Origin of the sequence: Aeromonas oralensis, assembly GCF_049665575.1 — a bacterium.
GTDB lineage: Bacteria > Pseudomonadota > Gammaproteobacteria > Enterobacterales > Aeromonadaceae > Aeromonas > Aeromonas hydrophila.
The window spans coordinates 4,341,716-4,361,024 of the sequence record NZ_CP187186.1 but is presented as its reverse complement, the minus strand read 5'-3'; the positions used below and the strand labels follow the sequence as shown (position 1 = coordinate 4,361,024).

Here is a 19,309-nt window from a genome sequence, read left to right as displayed (position 1 = left end):
CAAGATGACCAAGGTACGCCCACGCTCCCTGCTGCAAGTGGTATTGATGGGGTTTGTTCTGGTGTTGATGCCTCTGGGCGGCATGATCTGGCACGACAGCCAGTCCCTCGAACACCTCAGCCAGTTGACCAGCGACGAGCTGGAACGGGCGGTGCGCGACACCCGTCGAGCGACGCTGCTGACCACCCAAGCCATTGATCTTGAACGTACTCTTCGTCGCTATGCGGTGCTGGGAGATGAGCGCATCCTGGCCAGTTATCAGCAGCAGCTGGCGAGTTATCGCAGCCTGCTGGCCGCTCACCAGAGTTCCATCCCGGATGCCGAGGCTTACACGGGCCTTGAGCAGGCGCTCGCCTGGCTCGACAGCCTGCAGGATCTCGCCCGTGCCAAGGCCGAGTCAAACAGCCCCAAATTTGATGAATTTAATCAGGTTAATCAGCAGCTTGAGATTATCACTCGCAGCCAGGTAGACGAGCATGTCAGCCGGGTGCGGGCGACCATTGCCGCCCTGATGACGGAGATCTGGTGGGTCAGCGGCTTCGTGGCGGTGCTCAGCCTGCTGCTGGTGCTGCTGTTTACCTATCTGATCATCCACCCGGTGCGTCAGATTGAGTCGCGGATCTTGAGTCTGGGTGCCGGCGTGGAACCGGACAAACGCCCGGTGGACGGGCCGGCCGAACTGGTATTGCTGGGGGAGCGGATCGTCTGGTTGCACGATAAATTGAAGGAGCTGGAGCAGCAGAAATACCAGTTCCTGCGCCACGTTTCCCACGAGCTGAAGACCCCGCTGGCGGTGCTGCGGGAAGGGGCGGATCTGCTCTCCGAGCAGCTTGTAGGGCCGCTCACCCCGGATCAGCAGGAGATCTGCCAGATGCTGGAGGAGAACAGCCGCCGGCTGCAGACCCTGATCGAACGGCTGCTCGACTTCAACCGGCTCAGCCAGCAGGAGGTGTTCACCCTGACCCCGGTGGCGCTGGCGCCCCTGCTGTCAGAATTGTCTGCAGAGTACCGGCTGGCGCTGGAATCCAAACAAATCAGTGTACACTTGCCGACCGATCCGATCACCCTGCAGGCCGAGCCATATCGCTTGCGGCTGATCCTCGATAATCTGTTCTCCAATGCGGTCAGCTACGGCGCCAGCGGCGGGCAGATATGGATCCGCGCCGGGCAGGATGGCAACGGCAGCTGGCTGGAGGTGGCCAACGAAGGGCCTGCGATTCCGCTGGCCGAGCGGGAGCGGATCTTCGAGCCCTTCGAGCAGGGCAGTATTGTGCGCCAGGGGCTGCTGAAAGGCTCCGGAATGGGGCTCTCCATCGCCCGGGAATCGGCGATGAGCCTTGGCGGCGAGTTGGTATTGGTTGAAGATGAACAGGCGGATGTCTGTTTCCGGTTGACGTTGAAGTGAAGCCCAAGATGAAACAATGTGTTGTTCCGGTATTGATGATGAGCCTGCTCACAGGCTGTTCCCTGCTGCCAGCGCGTGACCCGGCGGCGTCGCCGGATCTCGCCCTCGCCAAACGGATGGAGTTTGCCAACAAGGAGATGCAGGTGCGCCTGCAATACTCGGACTGGCTGCTGGCCAGCCATGCCCAGCAGCGGGCCCAGGAGCGCCAGCGTCTCAAGGGGGCGACCGATATCGAGAGCCGGGTCAGCCTAGCCATGGTCAACACCCACCCGTCCGAGTCGGTGGCCAGCCGGCGAGCTGGTCTGGACAAGCTCAAGAGCCTGCTGCCGGAGCTGGGGCTGGATGCCCAGGCCTTCCTGCGCAGCTGGATAGCCCTCGGCGAGGAGCTGCTGGCCCGCGACAGCCGGCGCGACGATCAGAGTCAGGAGGTGCAGCGTCTGCGCCGCCAGATCGAGCAACTCTCCGCCATCGATGATCAACTCAATCAGCGCAAGCTGAACGGCAATGGCGAGGCGCTGAAATGAGTCGCATCCTGCTGGTCGATGACGATGCCAGCCTGCTCAAGCTGATGAGCATGCGCCTGCGCAGCCAGGGCTATGAGGTGGATACCGCCGACAGCGCCGAAGGGGCGCTGGACCGGCTGCGTCAGCAACGGGCCGATCTGGTGCTGAGCGATCTGCGCATGGCCGGCATGGACGGGCTGGCGCTGTTCGAGCGGATCCAGTCCCAGTGGCTGGGGCTGCCGGTCATCATCATGACCGCCCACGGCACCATTCCCGATGCCATTCAGGCAACCCGCTCCGGGGTGTTCAGCTTTCTCACCAAGCCCATCGACAAGGATGAGCTGTTCGCCACCATAGAGCACGCGTTGAGCCTGACGCGCCCAAAGCAGCGACAGGATTGGCAATCGCTGATCCTGACCCGCAACCCGCAGATGGAGCAGTTGCTGATCCAGGCTGGCAGCATCGCCGCCATGGAAGTGCCCGTGCTGATCATGGGCCCTTCCGGCTCCGGCAAGGGCGTCATGACCCAGGCGCTGCACCAGGCCAGCAGCCGGCGTGACAAGCCGCTGCATGTCATCAACTGTGCCGCCCTGCCGTGGGCGGTGCTGGATCTGCAACTGTTCGGCGAGAATGGCCAGTCCGGCCTGTTTGAACAGGCCAAGGGAGCGACCCTGTTTCTCGACGAGATAGGGGATCTGTCGGAATCGCTGCAGGCCAAGCTGCTGCAGGTGCTGCAGGAGTACGGCCAGGGCACGCCCGAGGTGCGGGTCATCAGCTCCAGCCATCAGGATCTGGTGGCGGCGATGGAGGAGGGGCGCTTTCGGGAAGATCTCTTCTATCGGCTCAATGTGGCCAACATCACCTTGCCCCCCCTCAGCGCCCGCAGCGAAGACATTCCGCTGCTGGCCAGGCAGGCGCTGGATGATTATCGCAGCCGCCACGGCGACTGCGCCGCCCTCGGCTTCTCGCCGGAGGCGCTGGCCCTGCTGGCGGCGGCAGGTTGGCCCGGCAACGTGCGCCAACTCTGCAGCGTGGTGGAGCAGCTGGCCAGCCTCTGCTGCAGCCCGGTGATCGGTGCCGCCATGGTGGAATCTGCCCTGAGCGGCGGCAGTGGCGGCATCCCCTCGTTCAACGAGGCGCGGGCCGAGTTCGAGAAGGAGTATCTGATCCGGCTGCTGCGCACCACCGAGGGCAATGTGACCCTGGCGGCCAACATGGCGGGCAGAAACCGCACCGATTTCTACAAGCTGTTGAATCGGCACGGCATCGAAGCCGCGAACTTCAAGTCGAAGGGATAAATGACAGAGGGGCGGCCCGTCGATGACGGACCGCCCCTCTTGTTTCAGGCCGGATCGCCACATCGCCAGGATCAGGCCGGGTCGGTGACGCCAGCGATGGCCTGGGTTTTCTGAGTTTTGCGGGAGAGCCAGAGGCCGCTCGCCTTCATCAGGTAGCCAAACAGCGCACCAATTACCAGCGACGGCAGGATCAGGCGCCACTCTCCCGCCGCACCAAAGGTGGCGCAGCAACCGGCGAAGGTACCGGGAATGTAGCCGAGCCACCGCTGCTTGGCCTGCACGCACATCAGGGTGGCCACCACCCCGGTCATCAGGTAGCCCGCCACGCCGGCGCCCCACCAGGCGTCACCATGGATCAGCAGCAGGGCCCACAGCATGCCGCTGGCATTGCACAGCAGGGTCTGCAGCAGTGCCTTGTAGCCGCCGCTGGAGGCAAAATAGCTGGTGCAGCCGAGGAAGCCGACCCAGGAGATGAGGCCGAGGGTAACGGCGACCCAGCCCCAGACGGCGGAGAGGATCCCGGTCGTGATGGCGATGGCGATCAATGGGCTCATGGCGTGACTCTTCAGTAGTGAAATTCGGAAAAAAGGGAGCCTACCCCGCGCAAGAGGGGCGGCAAGCAGGGGCGGGATTGTGTGTGATCTGCATCACTCATTTCAACTCAGGAATACGCTTGCGCTCGCGAAAATATTTCATGGTGAGGCGCTGGCCCCTGCTCCATAGTTAGAGGCCCTGTCCTGCTCATGGAGTGAGTCTGATGGTGCCAAATGTGATCGTTCCCCTGCTGGTGTTCGTAGTGCTGTTTCTGGTCGGAACCATGGCCAAGGCACTGCCCCTCTATCAATTCATGTAATTTTCCGTGAAATAAAACTCGGCCGGGGCGGGTCTTATGATTGTTACCCTCATCGCCCCGGGAGTTTTTTCCATGTTGCTCAAGCGCCGCTCTGCCCACCACCTCACCGAACAGGACGTCACGCTGGAAGCCGTCTATCAGGATCGCCGCCTGATCCTGAAAGGGCTGGGGCTCGGCGCCGCCACCCTGGCGTTTCCGACCCAGGCCGGGGTGCTCGATCTCTTCTCTGGCGACAAGCCGGCACCGGTCGCCACCCGGGTGCTCAACATCCACGCCGCCGCCCGGCCGGAGGGGTTGATCCTCACGCCGGAGGAGAAGGCCACCACCCACAACAACTTCTACGAGCTCGGCACCGACAAGGGGGATCCGGCCCGCAACGGCCACTACCTCAAGCCCGAGCCCTGGACCCTGAAGGTGGAAGGGGAGGTGGCCAAGCCGTTTACCCTAGACGTGTGGGATCTCATCAACAAGAGCACGCTGGAGGAGCGGATCTACCGGTTGCGCTGCGTGGAGGCCTGGTCCATGGTGCTGCCCTGGAGCGGCATCGCGCTGGCGGATCTGATCCGCCGGGCCGAGCCCACCAGCCGCGCCAAGTTCGTGGCCTTCGAGACTCTCTATGATCCGGAACAGCTGCCGGGACAGGCGTCGCGCTCCCTCGGTGGCGGCATCGACTACCCCTATGTCGAGGGGCTGCGCATCGACGAGGCGATGCACCCGCTCTCCTTCCTGGCGATGGGGCTCTACGGCAAGGCGCTGCCGGCCCAGAACGGCGCGCCGATCCGGCTGGTGGTGCCCTGGAAGTACGGCTTCAAGAGCATCAAGAGCATCGTCTCCATCCGGCTGGTGGAGGAGATGCCGCCCACCACTTGGAACCTGCTGGCCCCCAATGAATACGGCTTCTACGCCAACGTCAATCCAGCGGTGGATCACCCGCGCTGGAGTCAGGCCAGCGAGCGTTTCATCGGCGAGGGGGGCATCTTCGGGGCCAAGCGCCAGCCGACTTTGCCATTCAATGGCTATGCCGATGAGGTTGCATCCCTCTATCAGGGCATGGATCTGCGCAAGTGGTATTGAGACGAGAGGAGCTGACACCATGACTCTGCGACTGACGGCGCGTCACATCACCCTGTTGCGGGCGCTGGTACACCTCGCCTCGCTGGGGTTTCTGCTCTGGCTGCTGGTGGCCGTGCCCGGCGGCCTGCTGGGAGGGGATCCGGTACAGGGACTGACCCACTATCTGGGCAAGGGGGCGCTCAATCTGCTGCTGCTCACCCTGCTGGTATCGCCGCTGGCCAAACGCTGGCGGCAGGGGCAGCTCATCAAGCTGCGCCGCCCGCTCGGGCTCTGGTGCGCCGCTTGGGCCGGTCTGCATTTCATGGTCTGGCTGGGGCTGGATCTGCAGTTCGACTGGGGGCTGATTGGCGGCGAGCTGGTCAAGCGCAGCTACATAGTGGTGGGCATGGTGGCGCTGCTGTTGCTGCTGGCGCTCAGCCTTACCTCGATCCCGGCCCTGCTGCGGCGCATGGGGCCGGCTTGGCAGCAGCTGCACAACTGGATCTACGCGGTGGCCCTGCTGGTGCCGGTGCACTACTGGTGGTCGCTCAAGAGCGGCTGGCAGGAGCCGCTCATCTATCTGCTGCTGGCCTGCGCCCTGCTGGTGCCGCGCCGTGACAAGCTGCTGCGCCCCTGGCGCCGGCTTCGGCCGCAGAAACTGAGAGAGGCATGAGGCCGGCAGTGCGCCGCCCCGGCAACCTGAAATAAAAAAGAGGCCTAGTCGGCCTCTTTTTTGATGTCACCCGTATGGGCGTCCACCAGGAGTCGTACCCGCTGCCCCTGGGCATCCAGGGTTTCCACCTCGAATTTGTCCCCTTCCAGCTCCACTTCCCGAATGTCGTGATACCCTTGGGCCACCAGTAGTTTGACCAGCCCGGCCATGTCGAGACGGCTCTCGGCCGCCCAGCCGAGGGTGGAGAAGAGGCAAAGGATCAGCAGGAAACTGCGTCGGATCATATTCATTCCGGATTCATGGCTGGCAGACTATAAACGGCATTATGTTAGGTTTTGGGAGATGAATCATCCATGAATAGAGCCCTGTCTCTGCTTGGGTTGCTGCTGCCGGTACTGGCACAGGCGGCCACGCCGAACGAGGCCTTGCTGCAGCAGGCGGTCAGCGAGGGACGGGTGCGCCCCTTTCATGAGGTGATGGAGGTGGCTTCCCGCCTGCCGGTACGGGTGCTGCGGGTTGATCTGGGGGAGGAGGACGGCATCTGGCTGTACGAACTCAAGCTGATCGACAGCGAGAACAGCGTCATCAAGGTGGGCTATCGGGCCGACAACCTGGAGATGGTGTGGCTCAAGGGCCACCATCTGGAGCGGCTGTTCGCTCCGCGTCCGCCCCCGGAAGAGGAGTGATGGAGTGAGTCCGCGAACGCGCCGCCATCCGGTTCGTTCCCCAATCGCCGCCGGTACCGGCACAACCCTGCTTTGGATACCCATTTATGCGAATTCTGATAGTTGAAGATGAGAAGACCCTGGCGGGCCAGCTGGCGGAACAGCTGCGCCTGTCCGGTTTCGTGACCGACCTCTGCCACGACGGCAACGAGGCCGGTTTTCTCGGCGAGACCGAGCCCTACGACGCCATCATTCTGGATCTCGGTCTGCCGGGCCGCGATGGCCTGAGCGTGCTGAAGGAGTGGCGCAGCAAGGGGATCGACACCCCGGTACTGGTGCTGACCGCTCGTGGCCAGCTGCACGAGAAGATCGAGGGGCTCAACGCCGGGGCCGACGACTACCTCACCAAGCCGTTCCAGGTGGCCGAGCTGGTGGCCCGAGTCCATGCCCTGGTGCGACGGGCGGCGGGCAACGCCAGCTCGATCCTGGAGATCGGCGGGGTGCGGCTCGACATGGCAGCGTCCCAGGTGTGGTACGAAGGCACCCCCATCAAGCTGACCGCCCACGAGTTCCGGGTGCTTGGCTATCTGATGCAGCACAGGGGCAAGGTGGTGTCGCGCAGCGAACTGATCGACCATATCTATGCCCAGGATTTCGACCGCGATTCCAACACGGTGGAAGTGTTCATCGGCCGGATCCGCAAGAAGACCCACTCCGATCTCATCGAGACGGTGCGCGGTCTCGGCTATCGGATCAACGAATGAGCCGGATCTTGATGCCCTCGTGCGCCGGAGCGGCTGAATGAGGCTGGTGCGCACCCTGCGTGGGCGACTGGTGGTCATCGCCATGGTCTGGTGTGGCCTGTTCCTGTTCGCCACCGGCTTCAGCCTGCAGACCATGATGCGCAACTACTGGCAGGAGGCGGAGGCCGACGGCCTGCGCCTGCAGCTCTACGATCTGCTCTCCCGCCTCGAGATCCAGCCGGATGGCCTGCCGGTGGTCACCGAACCCATGGCCGACCCCCGCTTTCGCCAGCCCTACTCCGGTTACTACTGGCAGCTGGAGCTGGGGGAGAGCGTGGTCAGCCGCTCCCGCTCCCTGTGGGATGTGCACCTCGACGTGCACGGCCTGAAGTCGGCCTTCGGCGATCCGGACCTCTTCGTCGGCAAGGGGCCCAACAAGGAGCCGCTGCTGATCATGACCCGCACCGTGCTGCTGCCCGGTTCGGATCGGGTGTTCACCCTGGTGATGGCCAAGGACAGCAGCGCCCTGACCCAGACCCTGAAGAAGACCCGCATCAGCCTGTTCCTCGGCCTCGGCTTTGCCGCGACCGGGCTGGTGCTCGGCTTCATGTTCCAGATCGTCTACGGTCTGCGGCCGCTGCACCTGTTGCGCCGCGAATTGAGCCGGGTCCATCAGGGCCATCAGGAGGGGTTCCGGCTGCGCTATCCGCTGGAGATCCAGCCGCTGGTGGAGGACATCAACCGGCTGCTGCACCACTACGGCGAGCTGTTGCAGCGGGCCCGCTCCCACACTGGCAACCTGGCCCACGCCCTCAAGACGCCGCTCAGCATCATGCGCAACCAGGTGGCCCAGCTGCCGCCGGAAGATCAGGCCGCCCTCGGCGAGCAGCTCGACCAGATCCAGCGCCACATCGACTACCACCTCGGCAAGGCGCGGGTGACCGGCGCCGCCAAGATCCTCGGGGTGTCGACCCCGGTGCGGGCGCGGGTGGAGTACATCTGCCGCGCCTTCTCCCGCCTCTATCCGGGCCGGGAGGTGGATCTGCAGGTGCCGGCCACCCTGGCGGTCGGGGTGGAGGAGCAGGATTTCGACGAGATGGTGGGCAACCTGCTGGAAAACGCCTTCAAGTGGTCGGCCGGTCAGCTGCGTATCTCCAGTGCCGAGCTGGGGGGCTGGATCACCCTGCGTATCGAGGATGACGGTCCCGGCATGAGCGAGGATCAGATCGCCAAGGCGGTGCTGCGCGGGGTGCGGCTCGACGAGAAGGTGCCTGGTTCGGGGCTGGGTCTCAACATCGTCTCCGATCTGGCGGAAGCCTACCGCGGCAGCCTCATCATGGGTCGCGCCGAGCTCGGCGGGCTGGCGGCTTCTCTCTCGCTGCCCAAGGTGGCAAGAGTGGAGAGCTAGGCATAAGATATGGCACCTGTTTTAGCCTGAGGAAGAGAACCATGACCGATGATCCATGGGCACTGTGTCATCTCGACGATTCGTTCGATGCCTCTGTGCTGGGCACCAAGGGGGCCCAGATCCAGTGGTTTGAGGATCGCGACAGCCTGATTGCCTTCCTGCTGGAAGATTTCGTCGACCTGCTGGCCGACGTGGGCGAGCTGGATGAGGATCAGACCGAGCGGGCGCGTGAGCGCTTCACCCTGCTGGTGGAGCAGAGCTTCGACGATCGCGGTCTGATGGACGCCATCAACGATCTCGCCTCCGGCCTGCGCCGCATCGCCTGGCTGGGGCCGCTCTCCGAGCTGGCCGAGCTGAGCGATGACTTCGCCTCCGGCCTGCGCCGCTATTTCTGGAGCCAGTACGACGGGGATGAAGATGACCCGGATGCCTGGGTGCCGGAAGAACTCTGGCCCCAGCTGGTGGAGTGTGCGGAAGAGTACATGGTTGAGGGTGACTTCTGATTCTGAGCCCTTGTCCGCGCTCTGGCTGCAAAGCGGGTGGAGTGTGCACAAGAGTACAGGGTGGAAGGGGGCTTCTGAGCCACCTTGTCCGCGCTCTGGCCGCAAGGCGGGTGGAGTGTGCACAAAGAGTACAGGGTGGAAGGGGACTTCTGATTCACACCCCAAACCGCGATAAGAAAACGGCGCCTTGATGGCGCCGTTTTTGTTGCTCAGTCCTCTGCTCAGGCGTTGGCCGGCACCGCGTGGGCGGTGTTGGCCGGGGCCGGGCCCTGGTACTTCTCGATCTGCAGCTGGGCCATGTGGCCGCAGTTGCCCTGCGCCAGGCTGGAGGTGCCCTCGTCGAAGGTGAGGCAGTTGACGTTGCCGTTCTTGCACAGGCTCCCCGCCTCGCCCGGTTTGGCCGGGTCGAACCAGGCCCCTTCACAGACTCGCACTACCCCCGGGCGGATGTCCTTCGAGATAAGTGCGCCCACCAGGATCTGGCCGCGATCGTTGAAGGCCCGTACCAGATCGCCATCCTGGATGCCGCGCGCCTTGGCATCGTCCGGGTGGATCAGGATCGCCTCGCGATCGGCGACGGCGAACTTGTCCCGCAGCGGGGTGTTGTCGAGCTGGGAGTGCAGCCGCTGGGTCGGGTGGGAGGTGTTGAGCGACAGCGGATAGCGGGTCGCCTCTTTGCTCTTGATCCACTCCTTGGGCTCATACCACTTGGGATGGCCGGCGCAGTCGGCATAGCCCATGCCGGCCACCGTGCTGGAGAAGATCTCGATCTTGCCGGACGGGGTTCCGAGCGGGTTGAGCAGCGGGTTCTCGCGAAAATCGGCGTGACGGATCCACTGGCGGTTTGCCTCGGGTACCGGGAAGCGGATGTAGTTGTTGGACTCCCAGAACATGTTGAATGGCGGCAGCGCCACCCGGGCGCCGCGGGCCTGAGCGGCCATGCCGTCGTACATCTGCTTGAGCCACAGCATCTCGTCCTTGCCTTCGGTGTACTGCTCCTGCAGGCCCAGCTTGGCGGCCACGTCGCGGAAGATGTCGAAGTCGTTGCGCGCCTCGAACTGGGGCGGCACGCACTGGTGCATCGGGAAGACGTAGCGCTGGGAGTAGTCGCCGCCCATCTCCAGATCGTTGCGCTCGTAGCTGGTGGTGGCCGGCAGCACGATGTCAGCGTGCTTGGCGGTGGCGGTCCAGTAGGGCTCGTGCACGATCACGGTCTGCGGCTTGCGCCAGGCCTTGACCAGGTTGTTGGTGTCCTGGTGGTGGTGGAAGGGGTTGCCGCCTGCCACGTAGACCAGCTTGATGTCCGGGTAGGTCACCTTGCGGCCGTTGAAGTCGATGGTCTTGCCGGGGTTGGCCAGACAGTCGGCGATGCGGGCCACCGGGATCGGCGCCGGCCCGTTCTTCGGCGCATTGCCGGCGGAGATGCCCGCCAGGATGCCGCCCTTGGCGGTGGGGCTGCCACCGGAAGAGTAGTGGTAGCTGAAGCCGTAGCCGCCGCCCGGCAGGCCGATCTGGCCCAGCATGGCGGCCAGGGTGACCAGCATCCAGTTGGGCTGCTCACCGTGCTGCTGACGCTGCATGCCCCAGCCCGCCATGATCATGGTGCGCTTGGACGCCATGTCGAGGGCCAGTTGGCGGATCACCTTGGCGTCGACGCCGCAGATGGCGCTCGCCCACTCGGCGCTCTTCGGCTGGCCGTCTTCCTGGCCGAGCAGATAGGTGAGGAACTTGTCGAAGCCGGTGGTGTAGCGGTCAAGGAAGGCCTGATCGTGCTTCTGCTCGCTGTAGAGGGTGTGGGCCACCCCCAGCATCATGGCCACGTCGGTGTAGGCGTTCGGCGCAATCCACTCTGCCCCGGCCAGCTTGGCGGTTTCGTTGTAGACCGGGTCGATGCTGATGATGCGGGTACCCTTCTCCTTGAGCGCCTTGAAACCGGCCTGACCCTCGTGATCCGGCATGTTCCAGCTGTTCTTCAGGGTGACCTGGGCGTTGACCCCCCACAGCACCACCAGTTCGGCATGCTCGATGACGTTGGGCCAGGCGGTCTGCTGCTCATACACCTCGATGGAGCCCATCACGTGGGACATGATCACCTGGGCGGCGCCGGCGGAGTAGTCGCCGGCATAGCCGGTGAAGCCGCCCGCCAGGTTCATCAGGCGGTGCAGCAGGGTGCGGCTGTTGTGGAACATGCCGACGCTCTTCCAGCCGTAGGAACCGGCGTGGATCGCCTGCGGGCCGAAGTCGCTCTGCACCCGGCCTATCTCGCCGGCCACCAGTTCAATGGCTTTCTCCCAGCTCACCCGCACCCACTCGTCGGCGCCACGCAGCTCGGGCTTGGCGCCCGGGCCCTGTTCCAGCCAGCTCTTGCGCACCATGGGGTACTTGATGCGGTTCTTGGCGTGCACCTGGAACGGCGCCATGTCGATGAGATCGTTGGGGGCCGGATCATCGGCCACCGGCTGGACCCGTACCATGCGGCCCTCTTCGACGATGGCCTCGAAAGCCCCCCAGTGGGCGCCGGTCAGGATGCCTTTCTGGGCGGGCACCAGGGTCGGGAATTGTTCAAGCGCCGTGCTGATGGCCTGGGCCAGCGCGCTTTTCGGGAAGACGCCGGCCAGCAGCGGCAGGGCGGCGCAGGCGCCCAGCCCCTTGAGCAGGTTGCGGCGGGAGAGATTGGTTTGCTTATCGGTAAAAAAAGTCATGACGATTTCCTCTGTGCCAGCCTTAGTGCGCCGCGTTCATGTCACTGGCATGTTTCTGGACGTATTGGGTCAACATGCGTGCCTGTTCCGGGGTCAGGGAGGTGCGTGATTCCATCCCCTTGATGACGCCGATCCACTGGTTGGCGTTGAAGTGATCCAGTGCGGTGAGGCCGTGGCAGCCGGTACAGTTGTTGGACATCAGGGTGGAGGCGTACTGCCACAGCTTGCCCTGATCGCCGATGAGCTGGCTCTGATCCACCCAGGCGGTCAGGCTGACCTGATGCCAGGTGAGGTTGGTGGCGCTGTCGGTTTCGCTCTTGCCGGTGGTGAGCTGCGCCTTGGCCTTGTCGCCGAGCAGAGTGCTCAGGATGCGCTTGCCGGGAGCGGCGTAGAACACCTCGCTCACCCCGTCCTGCTGCCAGCCGTCGATGCGCACCTGGGCGCGGCCGTTGTCGTTGGCCAGCACTTCCACCTGGGTGGAGGGCATCAGGGTGCCTTCGTCGGTCTTGGCGCCGGCATCCAGATAGAGCGGGGTGGTGGCGATGGCGTAACGGGTGGTGACGCTGGCCGGAGTCTGGGCGGCGGCTTGCGCCAGCTCGCTGGCACCGGCGGCGGCCAGGCCGCTCATGTCGGGCATGATGTGGGCGACGCCGCGGTGGCAGTCGATGCAGGTCTGGCCCTCCTTGATGGCGACCGGGTGTTCGGCACGGGCGTTGGGGCGTTGGGCCAGGATGTCCATCGCCGCGTAGCTGTGACAGCTGCGGCAGGTGGCGGAGTCATTGGCCTTCAGCTCGTCCCACACGGTCTGGGCCATCCGCAGCTTGTGGGCTTCATACTTTTCTGGGGTATCGAGGGTGCCGATCGCCTCGTGATAGATATCCTTCACGGCGCGGATCTTGGTCCACAGATAGGAGGTGGGGTCGCCCGGGATGTGGCAGTCGGCACATTCGGCGCGGATGCCCTTCACGTTCTGGAAGTGGACGCTGCCCTGATACTCGGCCAGCGGGGTCTGCATGGAGTGGCAGGAGACGCAGAACTCGGTGGAGCTGGTCTTGTGCATGACGGTCACCGTGACCCCCAGCGCTGCAACGCCCAAGAGGGCCCCGAGCAGCAGTAGCCAGAACCAGGTTTTTCTCAACAATTTTCCAAGCATGACGGCGTTTTCCTACGATCAAATATTACCAATATAGTAGTATTCATGGAGAGGTAGTTGATTGACCTCTATCATGATTTATATTTTGTATTTTTATTTTAAATGCATTTATTATTTTGTAATTTATCATTTAATTGAATTTAATTTAACTTCCTGCGATTTACACCGTCTTTTTTGTCCTCGTTTGAGGCATGGCCTGCTTGGGCATGCCATCCACGACCTGGCGGTGCTGTGCACCCGCCCGCCACTCCTTCTCAATCGCTTCTGCCTCGGCAAGGGCCTGTCGCCTCGCGCCCGCGGAGGGCTTGGGCTTTGCCCGGGGCCCGTTATACACTGTTCACATATACAGTATTGAGGTGTTTGCCATGCGACTCTTCATCGCCGAGAAGCCCAGTCTGGGACGTGCCATTGCCGACGTGCTGCCCAAGCCCCACAAGAAGGGGGACGGTTTTATCGAAACTGCGCAGGGGGATGTGGTGACCTGGTGCATCGGCCATCTGCTGGAGCAGGCCGAGCCCGATGCCTATGACGCCGCCTACAAGCAGTGGCGCATGGAGTCGCTGCCCATCGTTCCGGCCCAGTGGCAGCTGGTGGCCAAGCCGAAGACCAAGACCCAGCTCACCGTCATCAAGCGGCTGATCAAACAGGCCGACTGCGTGGTCAACGCCGGTGACCCGGACCGGGAGGGGCAACTGCTGGTGGACGAGGTGATCGATTTTCTCGGCTACGGTAAAACCAGGCCGGTGCTGCGCTGTCTCATCAGCGATCTCAACCCGCCGGCGGTGCGCCGTGCCCTCGACAAGCTCAGAGACAACAAGGAGTTCGTGCCGCTGGCGGTGTCGGCGCTGGCCCGCAGCCGGGCCGACTGGCTCTACGGCATCAACATGACCCGCGCCTATACCCTGCTTGGCCGCAAGGGGGTTGCAGCGAGCTGCTGTCGGTCGGCCGGGTGCAGACGCCGCTGCTGGGGCTGGTGGTACGGCGGGATCTCGAGATAGAAGCCTTTGTGCCCAAACCCTTCTTCGAGGTGCTGGCCCATCTACAGACCGAAGGCAACGAGCGTTTCAGTGCCAAGTGGCTGCCTTCCGAGGCCTGTCTGCCCTGGCAGGACGAGGAGGGACGAGTGCTAAACCGGGCGCTGGCCGCCAAGGTGGTGGAGCGGATCCAGGGTCAACCCGCTCTGGTGGAAGAGGTGGAGGAGCAGGCCCGCAAGCAGGCGGCGCCGCTGCCCTACAACCTCTCCAGCCTGCAGATCGATGCCGCCAAGCGGTTCGGCATGGACGCCAAGCGGGTGCTGGACGTCTGTCAGGGGCTCTACGAGCGCCACAAGCTGATTACCTACCCGCGATCCGACAGCCGTCATCTGCCGAGCGATCACTTCAACCGGGCCGGCCAGGTGCGGGAGGCCATCGCCAGCACGGCGCCGGCACTGGCCAAGGCGGTGAGCGAGGCGGACGGCAAGATCCGCAGCAAGGCGTGGAACGACGGCAAGGTGGATGCCCACCACGCCATCATCCCCACCGAGAAGCAGGGCAACCCGGCCACGCTGGGGGCTGACGAGGCGAAGCTTTACGGCCTGATTGCCCGTCAGTACCTGCTGCAGTTTTACCCGCCGTTCGAGTACAACGACAGCAAGGTGCTGCTGCGCATCGCCGGCGGCCTGTTCCAGGCCAAGGCGCGGCGGATCCTCAAGGCGGGCTGGAAGGCGTTGCTCGGGGTGGAGGAAGATGATGAAGAGGAGGCGGGGAGCCTGCCGGCCCTGCGCAAGGGCGAGCAGCTGCTGTGCGAGCGGGGGAGCTGCAGGAGAAGATGACCCAGCCGCCCAAGTCGTTCACCGATGCCACTCTGCTGGCCGCCATGACCGGCATCGCCCGCTACGTGCAGGATCCCGAGATCCGCAAGACCCTGCGCGAGACCGACGGCCTCGGCACCGAGGCGACCCGGGCGGGCATCATCGATCTGCTGTTCAAGCGGCGTTTTCTGGTGCGCCAGGGCAAGAGCATCAAGGCGACCCCGACCGGGCGAGCTCTCATTCAGGCGTTGCCTGCCACGGCGACCACCCCTGACATGACGGCGCTGTGGGAGCAGCACCTCGGCCGGATTGCCGAGCGGCAGACGAGCTATCAGCAATTCATGGGGCCGCTGACCGAGCAGTTGAACGGCCTGATCGACGGCGCCAGACAGGATTCGGGGGCCAGCTTCAGCGCCCTGCCCAAGGCGGCACCCGGGGCCGACAAGCGTCGCTTCACCAAGCGCAAGCGCAGCACGGCGGCTGGTGGCACGAGCGGGACAGCCAAGCGGGGGAGCAAGCGACCGGCCAAGGCTGCCTGATAAAAAAAGCGCCCCTGGCGGGGCGCAAAAAGGCATTGTCGTCAGGCGTCGGCCAGTCTGGCGCGACTCAAATTGAGGTAGTGCCAGGCAACGCCGAGCAGTACCAGATCCTTGAAGATGAAGAACTCGGTGACCGGCACTCCGTCGACCAGCTTCCAGACGCCCGGCAGGGTCAGCAGAAAGCTGAGGGTCACGAGGAAGGTCAGGATGGCCCCCAGGCTGCTCCAGTAGCCCAGACGTGGTCGCCACAGGCCGGCAATCAGGCCGCCGGCGATCAGGATCTCGACCAGCCCGATCAGATTGGAGACCGCTTGCTCCGAGAGCACGGCATAGAGCCAGCTCATCAGCGGATGGCTTGCCACCAGCGGCCGGATGGCCGCCGCCTCGGTCGGCGTGAACTTGAACATGCCGATCCAGAGCAGGGTCAGTACCACCCCGGTGAGGGCGATCAGAAAACCTCGGTCATGGCGTTCCATTCATGCTCCTTTGTCAGGGGGTGAGAGTGACCGGCGGGAAGTCGATGTCGGTTGCCGCCAGATGATTGCCGTAGTTGGTCAGGGTATTGATGACCACCTGCCCCAGCACCTCCATTGCCAGCTCATCATCCACGCCCGCGGCACGGGCTGCGGCCAGTTGTTGATCGCTGATGACACCGCGCTGGGTAACCAGGGCGACCGCCAGCTGCAGCAGGGCGTGATCGAGTGGATCCGCCGCCTGGGCCAGACGTGCAGCCCGGATGGCGTCGTCATCGAAACCGGCCCGGCCAGCCAGCAGGGTGTGGGCCGACAGGCAGTATTGGCAGGCGTTGGCCTGGCCGATGGCCAGTGCCAGCAGGTCCCGCTGGCGGGCACTGAGCCGCCCTTTGCCCAGCGCATCGGCAAAACCGAGCAGGCCGTTGAGCACCGCGGGTGAATGGGCGAGGGTGGCGTAGAGGTTGGGAACCTTGCCAAGGCTGCTTTTGAGGGCGGCGAAGGTGGGGGCGGCAGCCGGTTTGGGCTGGCTCACGGGGTGAATGCGACTCATGATGTGCTCCTGTTTGGGTTGGGTACGGGAGACACTATGCCGGTTTTAATGGTACGGTTTATCACCCATAGTCCACTATTGGCGACTTATCGTCTCAAACATGGATCCACTCTCGATACTGCTGGCCCATGCCGCACCCCGGGCCAACCTCTTCTTTGCCGGCAACCTGTGCCAGCACTCCCACAGTCATGACTATCCGGCTGGTGGCCACCTGCACCTGCTGCGCCGTGGCGAACTGCTGCTGCGCGAGGAGGGGGCGAGCCCCTGCTGCTGACCGAACCGACCCTGATCCTGTTTCCCCGTGGGCGCGGACACAGGCTCGGGCCGCGCCAGCTGGCAGGCTGCGATCTGGTGTGCGCCAGCGTGTCGTTCGGACCGGCCGGTGACTCACCATTGCAGCTGGCGCTGCCGGATACTCTGGTACTGCCGCTGCAGACGATCCCGGCCATGGCGCCGGTGCTGACCCTGCTGTTCGAGGAGGCCTTCGCCGACCGCTACGGCCAGCCACCGATCCTCTCCCGTCTGCTGGAGGTGCTGCTGATCCTGCTGCTGCGCCATCTGGTGGAGCAAGGGCACTGCCGGCAGGGGATGCTGGCTGCGCTCTCCGACCCGCGTCTGGCGCGGGCCGTCACGGCCATGCATCAGCGGGGAGACGAGCCCTGGACGGTCGAGACGCTGGCACGGGAGGCGGGCATGTCGCGCGCCCGCTTCGCCGCCCATTTCCAGGCGCTGACCGGGCAGACGCCACTGGGCTATCTGACGCGCTGGCGCATGTTGCTGGCCAGTAAGCAGCTGCTGGCAGGGGAGTCCATCACTCAGGTGGCGCTGGGGGCGGGGTACTGCGGCGGAACTGCCTTTGGGCGGGCGTTTGAACGGGAGTTCGGCATGAGCCCGGGACGCTGGCTCAAGACGCGGCAGCGCGAATGACCGGGGCCGCAGCCGGCCCCGGTGTCATCAGCCGGTGTAGACGGCTTCTTCCGGATACTTGATGCGGGTCTCGCTCGGACGGGCCAGCATGAAGGCCAGGGTCAGCGGACCGAGACGGCCGCAGATCATCACCAGCACCAGGATCAGCTTGCCGGGTTCACTCAGACCGGCGGTGATGCCGGTGGAGAGCCCCACGGTGGCAAATGCCGAGATGGTCTCGAACATGATCTTGTCGAAGGACTGCTGCTCGGTGAGCATCAGCAGGAACATGGCCAGCATCAGCACCATGGTGCTGACGATGATGATGGCCAGCGAGCGGGTCACGATCTGGGGTGACAGGGTGCGGCCGAAGGCGGTGACATGGGGGCGCTTGGTCAGAAACGCCTTGGTCGCCAGCAGCACTACCGCGAAGGTGGTCACCTTGATGCCGCCACCGGTGGAGGTGGCGCCGGCCCCGACAAACATCAGCATCATCATGAACAGCAGGGAGGCGGGCACCATCTGGCCGATGTCGATGGAGTTGAAGCCGGCGGTACGGGCGCTGGTGGACTGGAAGAAAGCCGCCAGCCACTGACCGCCGAAGGAGGCCTTGCCGAGGGTGCCCGGGTTGTTGTGCTCCAGCAGCCAGAACATCAGGGTGCCCAGTAGCAGCAGGCTAGGGGTCATGATCAGCATCAGCTTGCTGTGCAGCTTGAGCTTGCGCCAGCGACGATTGCGCACCAGGTCGACGATGACGGTGAAGCCGATCCCCCCAGAATGATCAGCGCGGCTATGGTCAGGCTGATGATGGGGTCATCCCGGTAGTCCATCAAGTTGTTGGCGAACAGCGAGAAGCCGGCGTTGTTGAAGGCCGAGACCGCGTGGAAGAAGCTGACGTAGAGACCGCGCTCCCAGCCGAGCTCGGGTACCCAGCGGATGGCCATCAGGCCGGTGCCGATGAGCTGGGCGATAAAGGCGAACAGCACGATCCGCTTCACCAGCTGGATGATGTTGACCGACCCCTCTTGACCCAGCGCCTCCTTGGCCAGCACCTGCTGGCGCAGACCAACCCGCTTGCTGAACATGGCGATCAGCAGCAGGGTCATGGTCATCTGGCCGAGGCCGCCAATCTCCATCAGCATCAGCAAAAAGATCTGTCCCTGCAGGGTGAAGGCGGTGCCGGTATCCACCACCCCGAGCCCGGTCACGCTGATGGCCGAGGTGGCAGTGAACAGGGCGTTGATGAAGCTCACTTCGCCGTTGTGGCTGGAGGGCTGCACCAGAAACAGGGTGCCGACCAGCAGGATGATCAGGAAGCTGCCGAGGATCAGCTTGGCTTCGCTCCAGCGCGACTCGTCGTCTCGGTGCAGGGCGAAGGCGTAGTTGCTACGCCAGCGGGTCATAGGGTTTCCAGCCAGTGGTCGATGGCGTGCTTGTTGCCCGCCAGGATCAGGATGTCACCCAGTTGCAGCTCCATTTTGCCGGTCAGCACGTTGTGCAGCACCTGACCGCGCTTGATGGCCAGCAGTTGCAGTTCGGTCTGTTGCAGCAGATGCAGGTCGGCGAGGGTGCGGCCATTTTGCGGTAAACCGATGACGAATTCGGTCAGCACCATGTCGTGGCCCAGCTCCAGATAGTCGAACAACCGGTTGTCCAGCATGCTCTGGGCGACCCGGCGGCCCATGTCCCACTCCGGGTTGATCACCTTGTCGGCCCCCACCTTCTGCAGGATCTTGGCGTGGAACTTGTCGCGCGCCTTGACCCACACCTTCTTCACGCCGGCTTCCTTGAGGACGAGGGTGGTGAGGATGCTGGTCTCGAGGTTGTCACCGATGGCAACGAAGACGATGTCGAAGTCGGCCAGCCCCAGTTCGGCTACCGTGGCCTCGTCGGTGGCATCGGCGACGATCACGTGGTTGCAGAGGGTGGCTATCTGACGGGTCTTGCTCTCGTCGATGTCTATTGCCAGCACCTCGGCATCCTGCCGTTGCAGCTCTTCACACAAGGCGCTGCCAAACAGCCCCAGGCCGATCACGGCAAATTGGTTGTTCATGAGTACTTCCTCAAGCGTCGGAGCCGGATACTCTACT

16 protein-coding genes and 3 pseudogenes are annotated in these 19,309 nt (G+C 64.0%); 11 read left to right on the top strand and 8 right to left on the bottom strand.

Features of this window, described 5'->3' with window-relative positions; all coding sequences use genetic code 11:
* The first annotated feature begins 4 nt into the window (after window positions 1-4).
* From ACPDZI_RS20470 to ACPDZI_RS20460, 3 genes are read left to right on the top strand one after another with little or no spacing between them, the layout of a single operon-like run.
* Window positions 5-1,405, top strand: coding sequence for a sensor histidine kinase (locus tag ACPDZI_RS20470; protein WP_011707724.1), 1,401 nt, complete (start codon window positions 5-7; stop codon window positions 1,403-1,405).
* 8 nt (window positions 1,406-1,413) lie between these two features.
* A complete protein-coding gene (locus tag ACPDZI_RS20465; RefSeq protein ID WP_011707723.1) occupies window positions 1,414-1,929 on the top strand; it encodes a hypothetical protein in 516 nt (171 codons plus the stop codon).
* A complete protein-coding gene (locus tag ACPDZI_RS20460; protein WP_024945193.1) occupies window positions 1,926-3,206 on the top strand; it encodes a sigma 54-interacting transcriptional regulator in 1,281 nt (426 codons plus the stop codon). The genes ACPDZI_RS20465 and ACPDZI_RS20460 overlap by 4 nt, the downstream gene beginning before the upstream one ends.
* A 71-nt stretch (window positions 3,207-3,277) precedes the next feature.
* Here ACPDZI_RS20460 and ACPDZI_RS20455 read toward each other — a convergent pair whose 3' ends face one another.
* Window positions 3,278-3,760, bottom strand: coding sequence for a DUF1097 domain-containing protein (locus ACPDZI_RS20455; RefSeq protein ID WP_438833698.1), 483 nt, complete (start codon window positions 3,758-3,760; stop codon window positions 3,278-3,280).
* A 371-nt stretch (window positions 3,761-4,131) separates the two neighbouring features.
* On the opposite strand from ACPDZI_RS20455, the gene msrP reads away from it, so the two are divergent.
* On the top strand, window positions 4,132-5,133 hold the full coding sequence (msrP, locus tag ACPDZI_RS20450) for a protein-methionine-sulfoxide reductase catalytic subunit MsrP (RefSeq protein WP_438833697.1): 1,002 nt from the start codon (window positions 4,132-4,134) through the stop codon (window positions 5,131-5,133).
* A 19-nt stretch (window positions 5,134-5,152) separates the two neighbouring features.
* Window positions 5,153-5,785 carry a protein-methionine-sulfoxide reductase heme-binding subunit MsrQ gene (gene msrQ, locus ACPDZI_RS20445; protein ID WP_011707719.1) on the top strand — a complete coding sequence of 211 codons (633 nt, stop codon included), beginning with the start codon at window positions 5,153-5,155 and terminating at the stop codon, window positions 5,783-5,785.
* Window positions 5,786-5,829: 44 nt separating this feature from the next.
* On the opposite strand, the gene ACPDZI_RS20440 is transcribed toward msrQ, so the two are convergent.
* A complete protein-coding gene (locus ACPDZI_RS20440) occupies window positions 5,830-6,075 on the bottom strand; it encodes a PepSY domain-containing protein (protein ID WP_010635834.1) in 246 nt (81 codons plus the stop codon).
* 63 nt (window positions 6,076-6,138) lie between these two features.
* On the opposite strand from ACPDZI_RS20440, the gene ACPDZI_RS20435 reads away from it, so the two are divergent.
* The 4 genes from ACPDZI_RS20435 to ACPDZI_RS20420 all read left to right on the top strand — a co-directional run bounded on the left by ACPDZI_RS20435 (window position 6,139) and on the right by ACPDZI_RS20420 (window position 9,104).
* Window positions 6,139-6,471, top strand: coding sequence for a PepSY domain-containing protein (locus tag ACPDZI_RS20435; protein ID WP_049045946.1), 333 nt, complete (start codon window positions 6,139-6,141; stop codon window positions 6,469-6,471).
* Between the two features lie 86 nt (window positions 6,472-6,557).
* Window positions 6,558-7,214 carry a response regulator transcription factor gene (locus ACPDZI_RS20430; RefSeq protein ID WP_011707717.1) on the top strand — a complete coding sequence of 219 codons (657 nt, stop codon included), beginning with the start codon at window positions 6,558-6,560 and terminating at the stop codon, window positions 7,212-7,214.
* 37 nt (window positions 7,215-7,251) lie between these two features.
* The gene (locus ACPDZI_RS20425) at window positions 7,252-8,601 is read left to right on the top strand and encodes a sensor histidine kinase (protein WP_039212974.1); all 1,350 of its coding nucleotides are present in this window, start codon (window positions 7,252-7,254) and stop codon (window positions 8,599-8,601) included.
* A gap of 41 nt (window positions 8,602-8,642) precedes the next feature.
* Window positions 8,643-9,104 carry a hypothetical protein gene (locus ACPDZI_RS20420; RefSeq protein ID WP_010635837.1) on the top strand — a complete coding sequence of 154 codons (462 nt, stop codon included), beginning with the start codon at window positions 8,643-8,645 and terminating at the stop codon, window positions 9,102-9,104.
* A gap of 221 nt (window positions 9,105-9,325) precedes the next feature.
* Here the strand turns inward: ACPDZI_RS20420 and torA are convergent, their stop codons facing one another.
* Together torA and ACPDZI_RS20410 are read right to left on the bottom strand one after the other, a co-directional pair.
* Window positions 9,326-11,806 (bottom strand): trimethylamine-N-oxide reductase TorA, encoded by a 2,481-nt coding sequence (torA, locus tag ACPDZI_RS20415; protein ID WP_438833696.1) that lies wholly within the window; start codon window positions 11,804-11,806, stop codon window positions 9,326-9,328.
* 22 nt (window positions 11,807-11,828) lie between these two features.
* Entirely contained in the window at window positions 11,829-12,959 is a 1,131-nt protein-coding gene (locus ACPDZI_RS20410) for a NapC/NirT family cytochrome c (protein WP_438833695.1), read from the bottom strand.
* 365 nt (window positions 12,960-13,324) lie between these two features.
* On the opposite strand from ACPDZI_RS20410, the pseudogene ACPDZI_RS20405 reads away from it, so the two are divergent.
* Window positions 13,325-15,290 (top strand): annotated as a pseudogene (locus ACPDZI_RS20405) (DNA topoisomerase III).
* A gap of 41 nt (window positions 15,291-15,331) precedes the next feature.
* Here the strand turns inward: ACPDZI_RS20405 and ACPDZI_RS20400 are convergent.
* Window positions 15,332-15,766 carry a DUF417 family protein gene (locus tag ACPDZI_RS20400; RefSeq protein ID WP_226032529.1) on the bottom strand — a complete coding sequence of 145 codons (435 nt, stop codon included), beginning with the start codon at window positions 15,764-15,766 and terminating at the stop codon, window positions 15,332-15,334.
* A gap of 13 nt (window positions 15,767-15,779) precedes the next feature.
* Window positions 15,780-16,313: a carboxymuconolactone decarboxylase family protein gene (locus ACPDZI_RS20395; RefSeq protein WP_438833694.1), complete on the bottom strand. Its 534-nt coding sequence runs from the start codon at window positions 16,311-16,313 to the stop codon at window positions 15,780-15,782.
* 100 nt (window positions 16,314-16,413) lie between these two features.
* On the opposite strand from ACPDZI_RS20395, the pseudogene ACPDZI_RS20390 reads away from it, so the two are divergent.
* Window positions 16,414-17,240 (top strand): annotated as a pseudogene (locus ACPDZI_RS20390) (cupin domain-containing protein).
* 27 nt (window positions 17,241-17,267) lie between these two features.
* Here ACPDZI_RS20390 and ACPDZI_RS20385 read toward each other — a convergent pair.
* Window positions 17,268-18,622 (bottom strand): annotated as a pseudogene (locus tag ACPDZI_RS20385) (TrkH family potassium uptake protein).
* Complete coding sequence (locus tag ACPDZI_RS20380; protein WP_011707709.1) at window positions 18,619-19,272, bottom strand: potassium channel family protein; 654 nt, start codon at window positions 19,270-19,272, stop codon at window positions 18,619-18,621. Before ACPDZI_RS20380 ends, ACPDZI_RS20385 begins: the two are co-directional and overlap by 4 nt.
* Between the last annotated feature and the right edge of the window lie 37 nt (window positions 19,273-19,309).

What these genes read in the sequence shown, in the direction of transcription:
- ACPDZI_RS20470 (WP_011707724.1), top strand. Translation starts at nt 5, where the DNA reads ATGACCAAGGTACGCCCACGCTCCCTGCTGCAAGTGGTATTGATGGGG.
- ACPDZI_RS20465 (WP_011707723.1), top strand. Translation starts at nt 1,414, where the DNA reads ATGAAACAATGTGTTGTTCCGGTATTGATGATGAGCCTGCTCACAGGC.
- ACPDZI_RS20460 (WP_024945193.1), top strand. Translation starts at nt 1,926, where the DNA reads ATGAGTCGCATCCTGCTGGTCGATGACGATGCCAGCCTGCTCAAGCTG.
- ACPDZI_RS20455 (WP_438833698.1), bottom strand. Translation starts at nt 3,760, where the DNA reads ATGAGCCCATTGATCGCCATCGCCATCACGACCGGGATCCTCTCCGCC.
- msrP (WP_438833697.1), top strand. Translation starts at nt 4,132, where the DNA reads ATGTTGCTCAAGCGCCGCTCTGCCCACCACCTCACCGAACAGGACGTC.
- msrQ (WP_011707719.1), top strand. Translation starts at nt 5,153, where the DNA reads ATGACTCTGCGACTGACGGCGCGTCACATCACCCTGTTGCGGGCGCTG.
- ACPDZI_RS20440 (WP_010635834.1), bottom strand. Translation starts at nt 6,075, where the DNA reads ATGAATATGATCCGACGCAGTTTCCTGCTGATCCTTTGCCTCTTCTCC.
- ACPDZI_RS20435 (WP_049045946.1), top strand. Translation starts at nt 6,139, where the DNA reads ATGAATAGAGCCCTGTCTCTGCTTGGGTTGCTGCTGCCGGTACTGGCA.
- ACPDZI_RS20430 (WP_011707717.1), top strand. Translation starts at nt 6,558, where the DNA reads ATGCGAATTCTGATAGTTGAAGATGAGAAGACCCTGGCGGGCCAGCTG.
- ACPDZI_RS20425 (WP_039212974.1), top strand. Translation starts at nt 7,252, where the DNA reads ATGAGGCTGGTGCGCACCCTGCGTGGGCGACTGGTGGTCATCGCCATG.
- ACPDZI_RS20420 (WP_010635837.1), top strand. Translation starts at nt 8,643, where the DNA reads ATGACCGATGATCCATGGGCACTGTGTCATCTCGACGATTCGTTCGAT.
- torA (WP_438833696.1), bottom strand. Translation starts at nt 11,806, where the DNA reads ATGACTTTTTTTACCGATAAGCAAACCAATCTCTCCCGCCGCAACCTG.
- ACPDZI_RS20410 (WP_438833695.1), bottom strand. Translation starts at nt 12,959, where the DNA reads ATGCTTGGAAAATTGTTGAGAAAAACCTGGTTCTGGCTACTGCTGCTC.
- ACPDZI_RS20400 (WP_226032529.1), bottom strand. Translation starts at nt 15,766, where the DNA reads ATGGAACGCCATGACCGAGGTTTTCTGATCGCCCTCACCGGGGTGGTA.
- ACPDZI_RS20395 (WP_438833694.1), bottom strand. Translation starts at nt 16,313, where the DNA reads ATGAGTCGCATTCACCCCGTGAGCCAGCCCAAACCGGCTGCCGCCCCC.
- ACPDZI_RS20380 (WP_011707709.1), bottom strand. Translation starts at nt 19,272, where the DNA reads ATGAACAACCAATTTGCCGTGATCGGCCTGGGGCTGTTTGGCAGCGCC.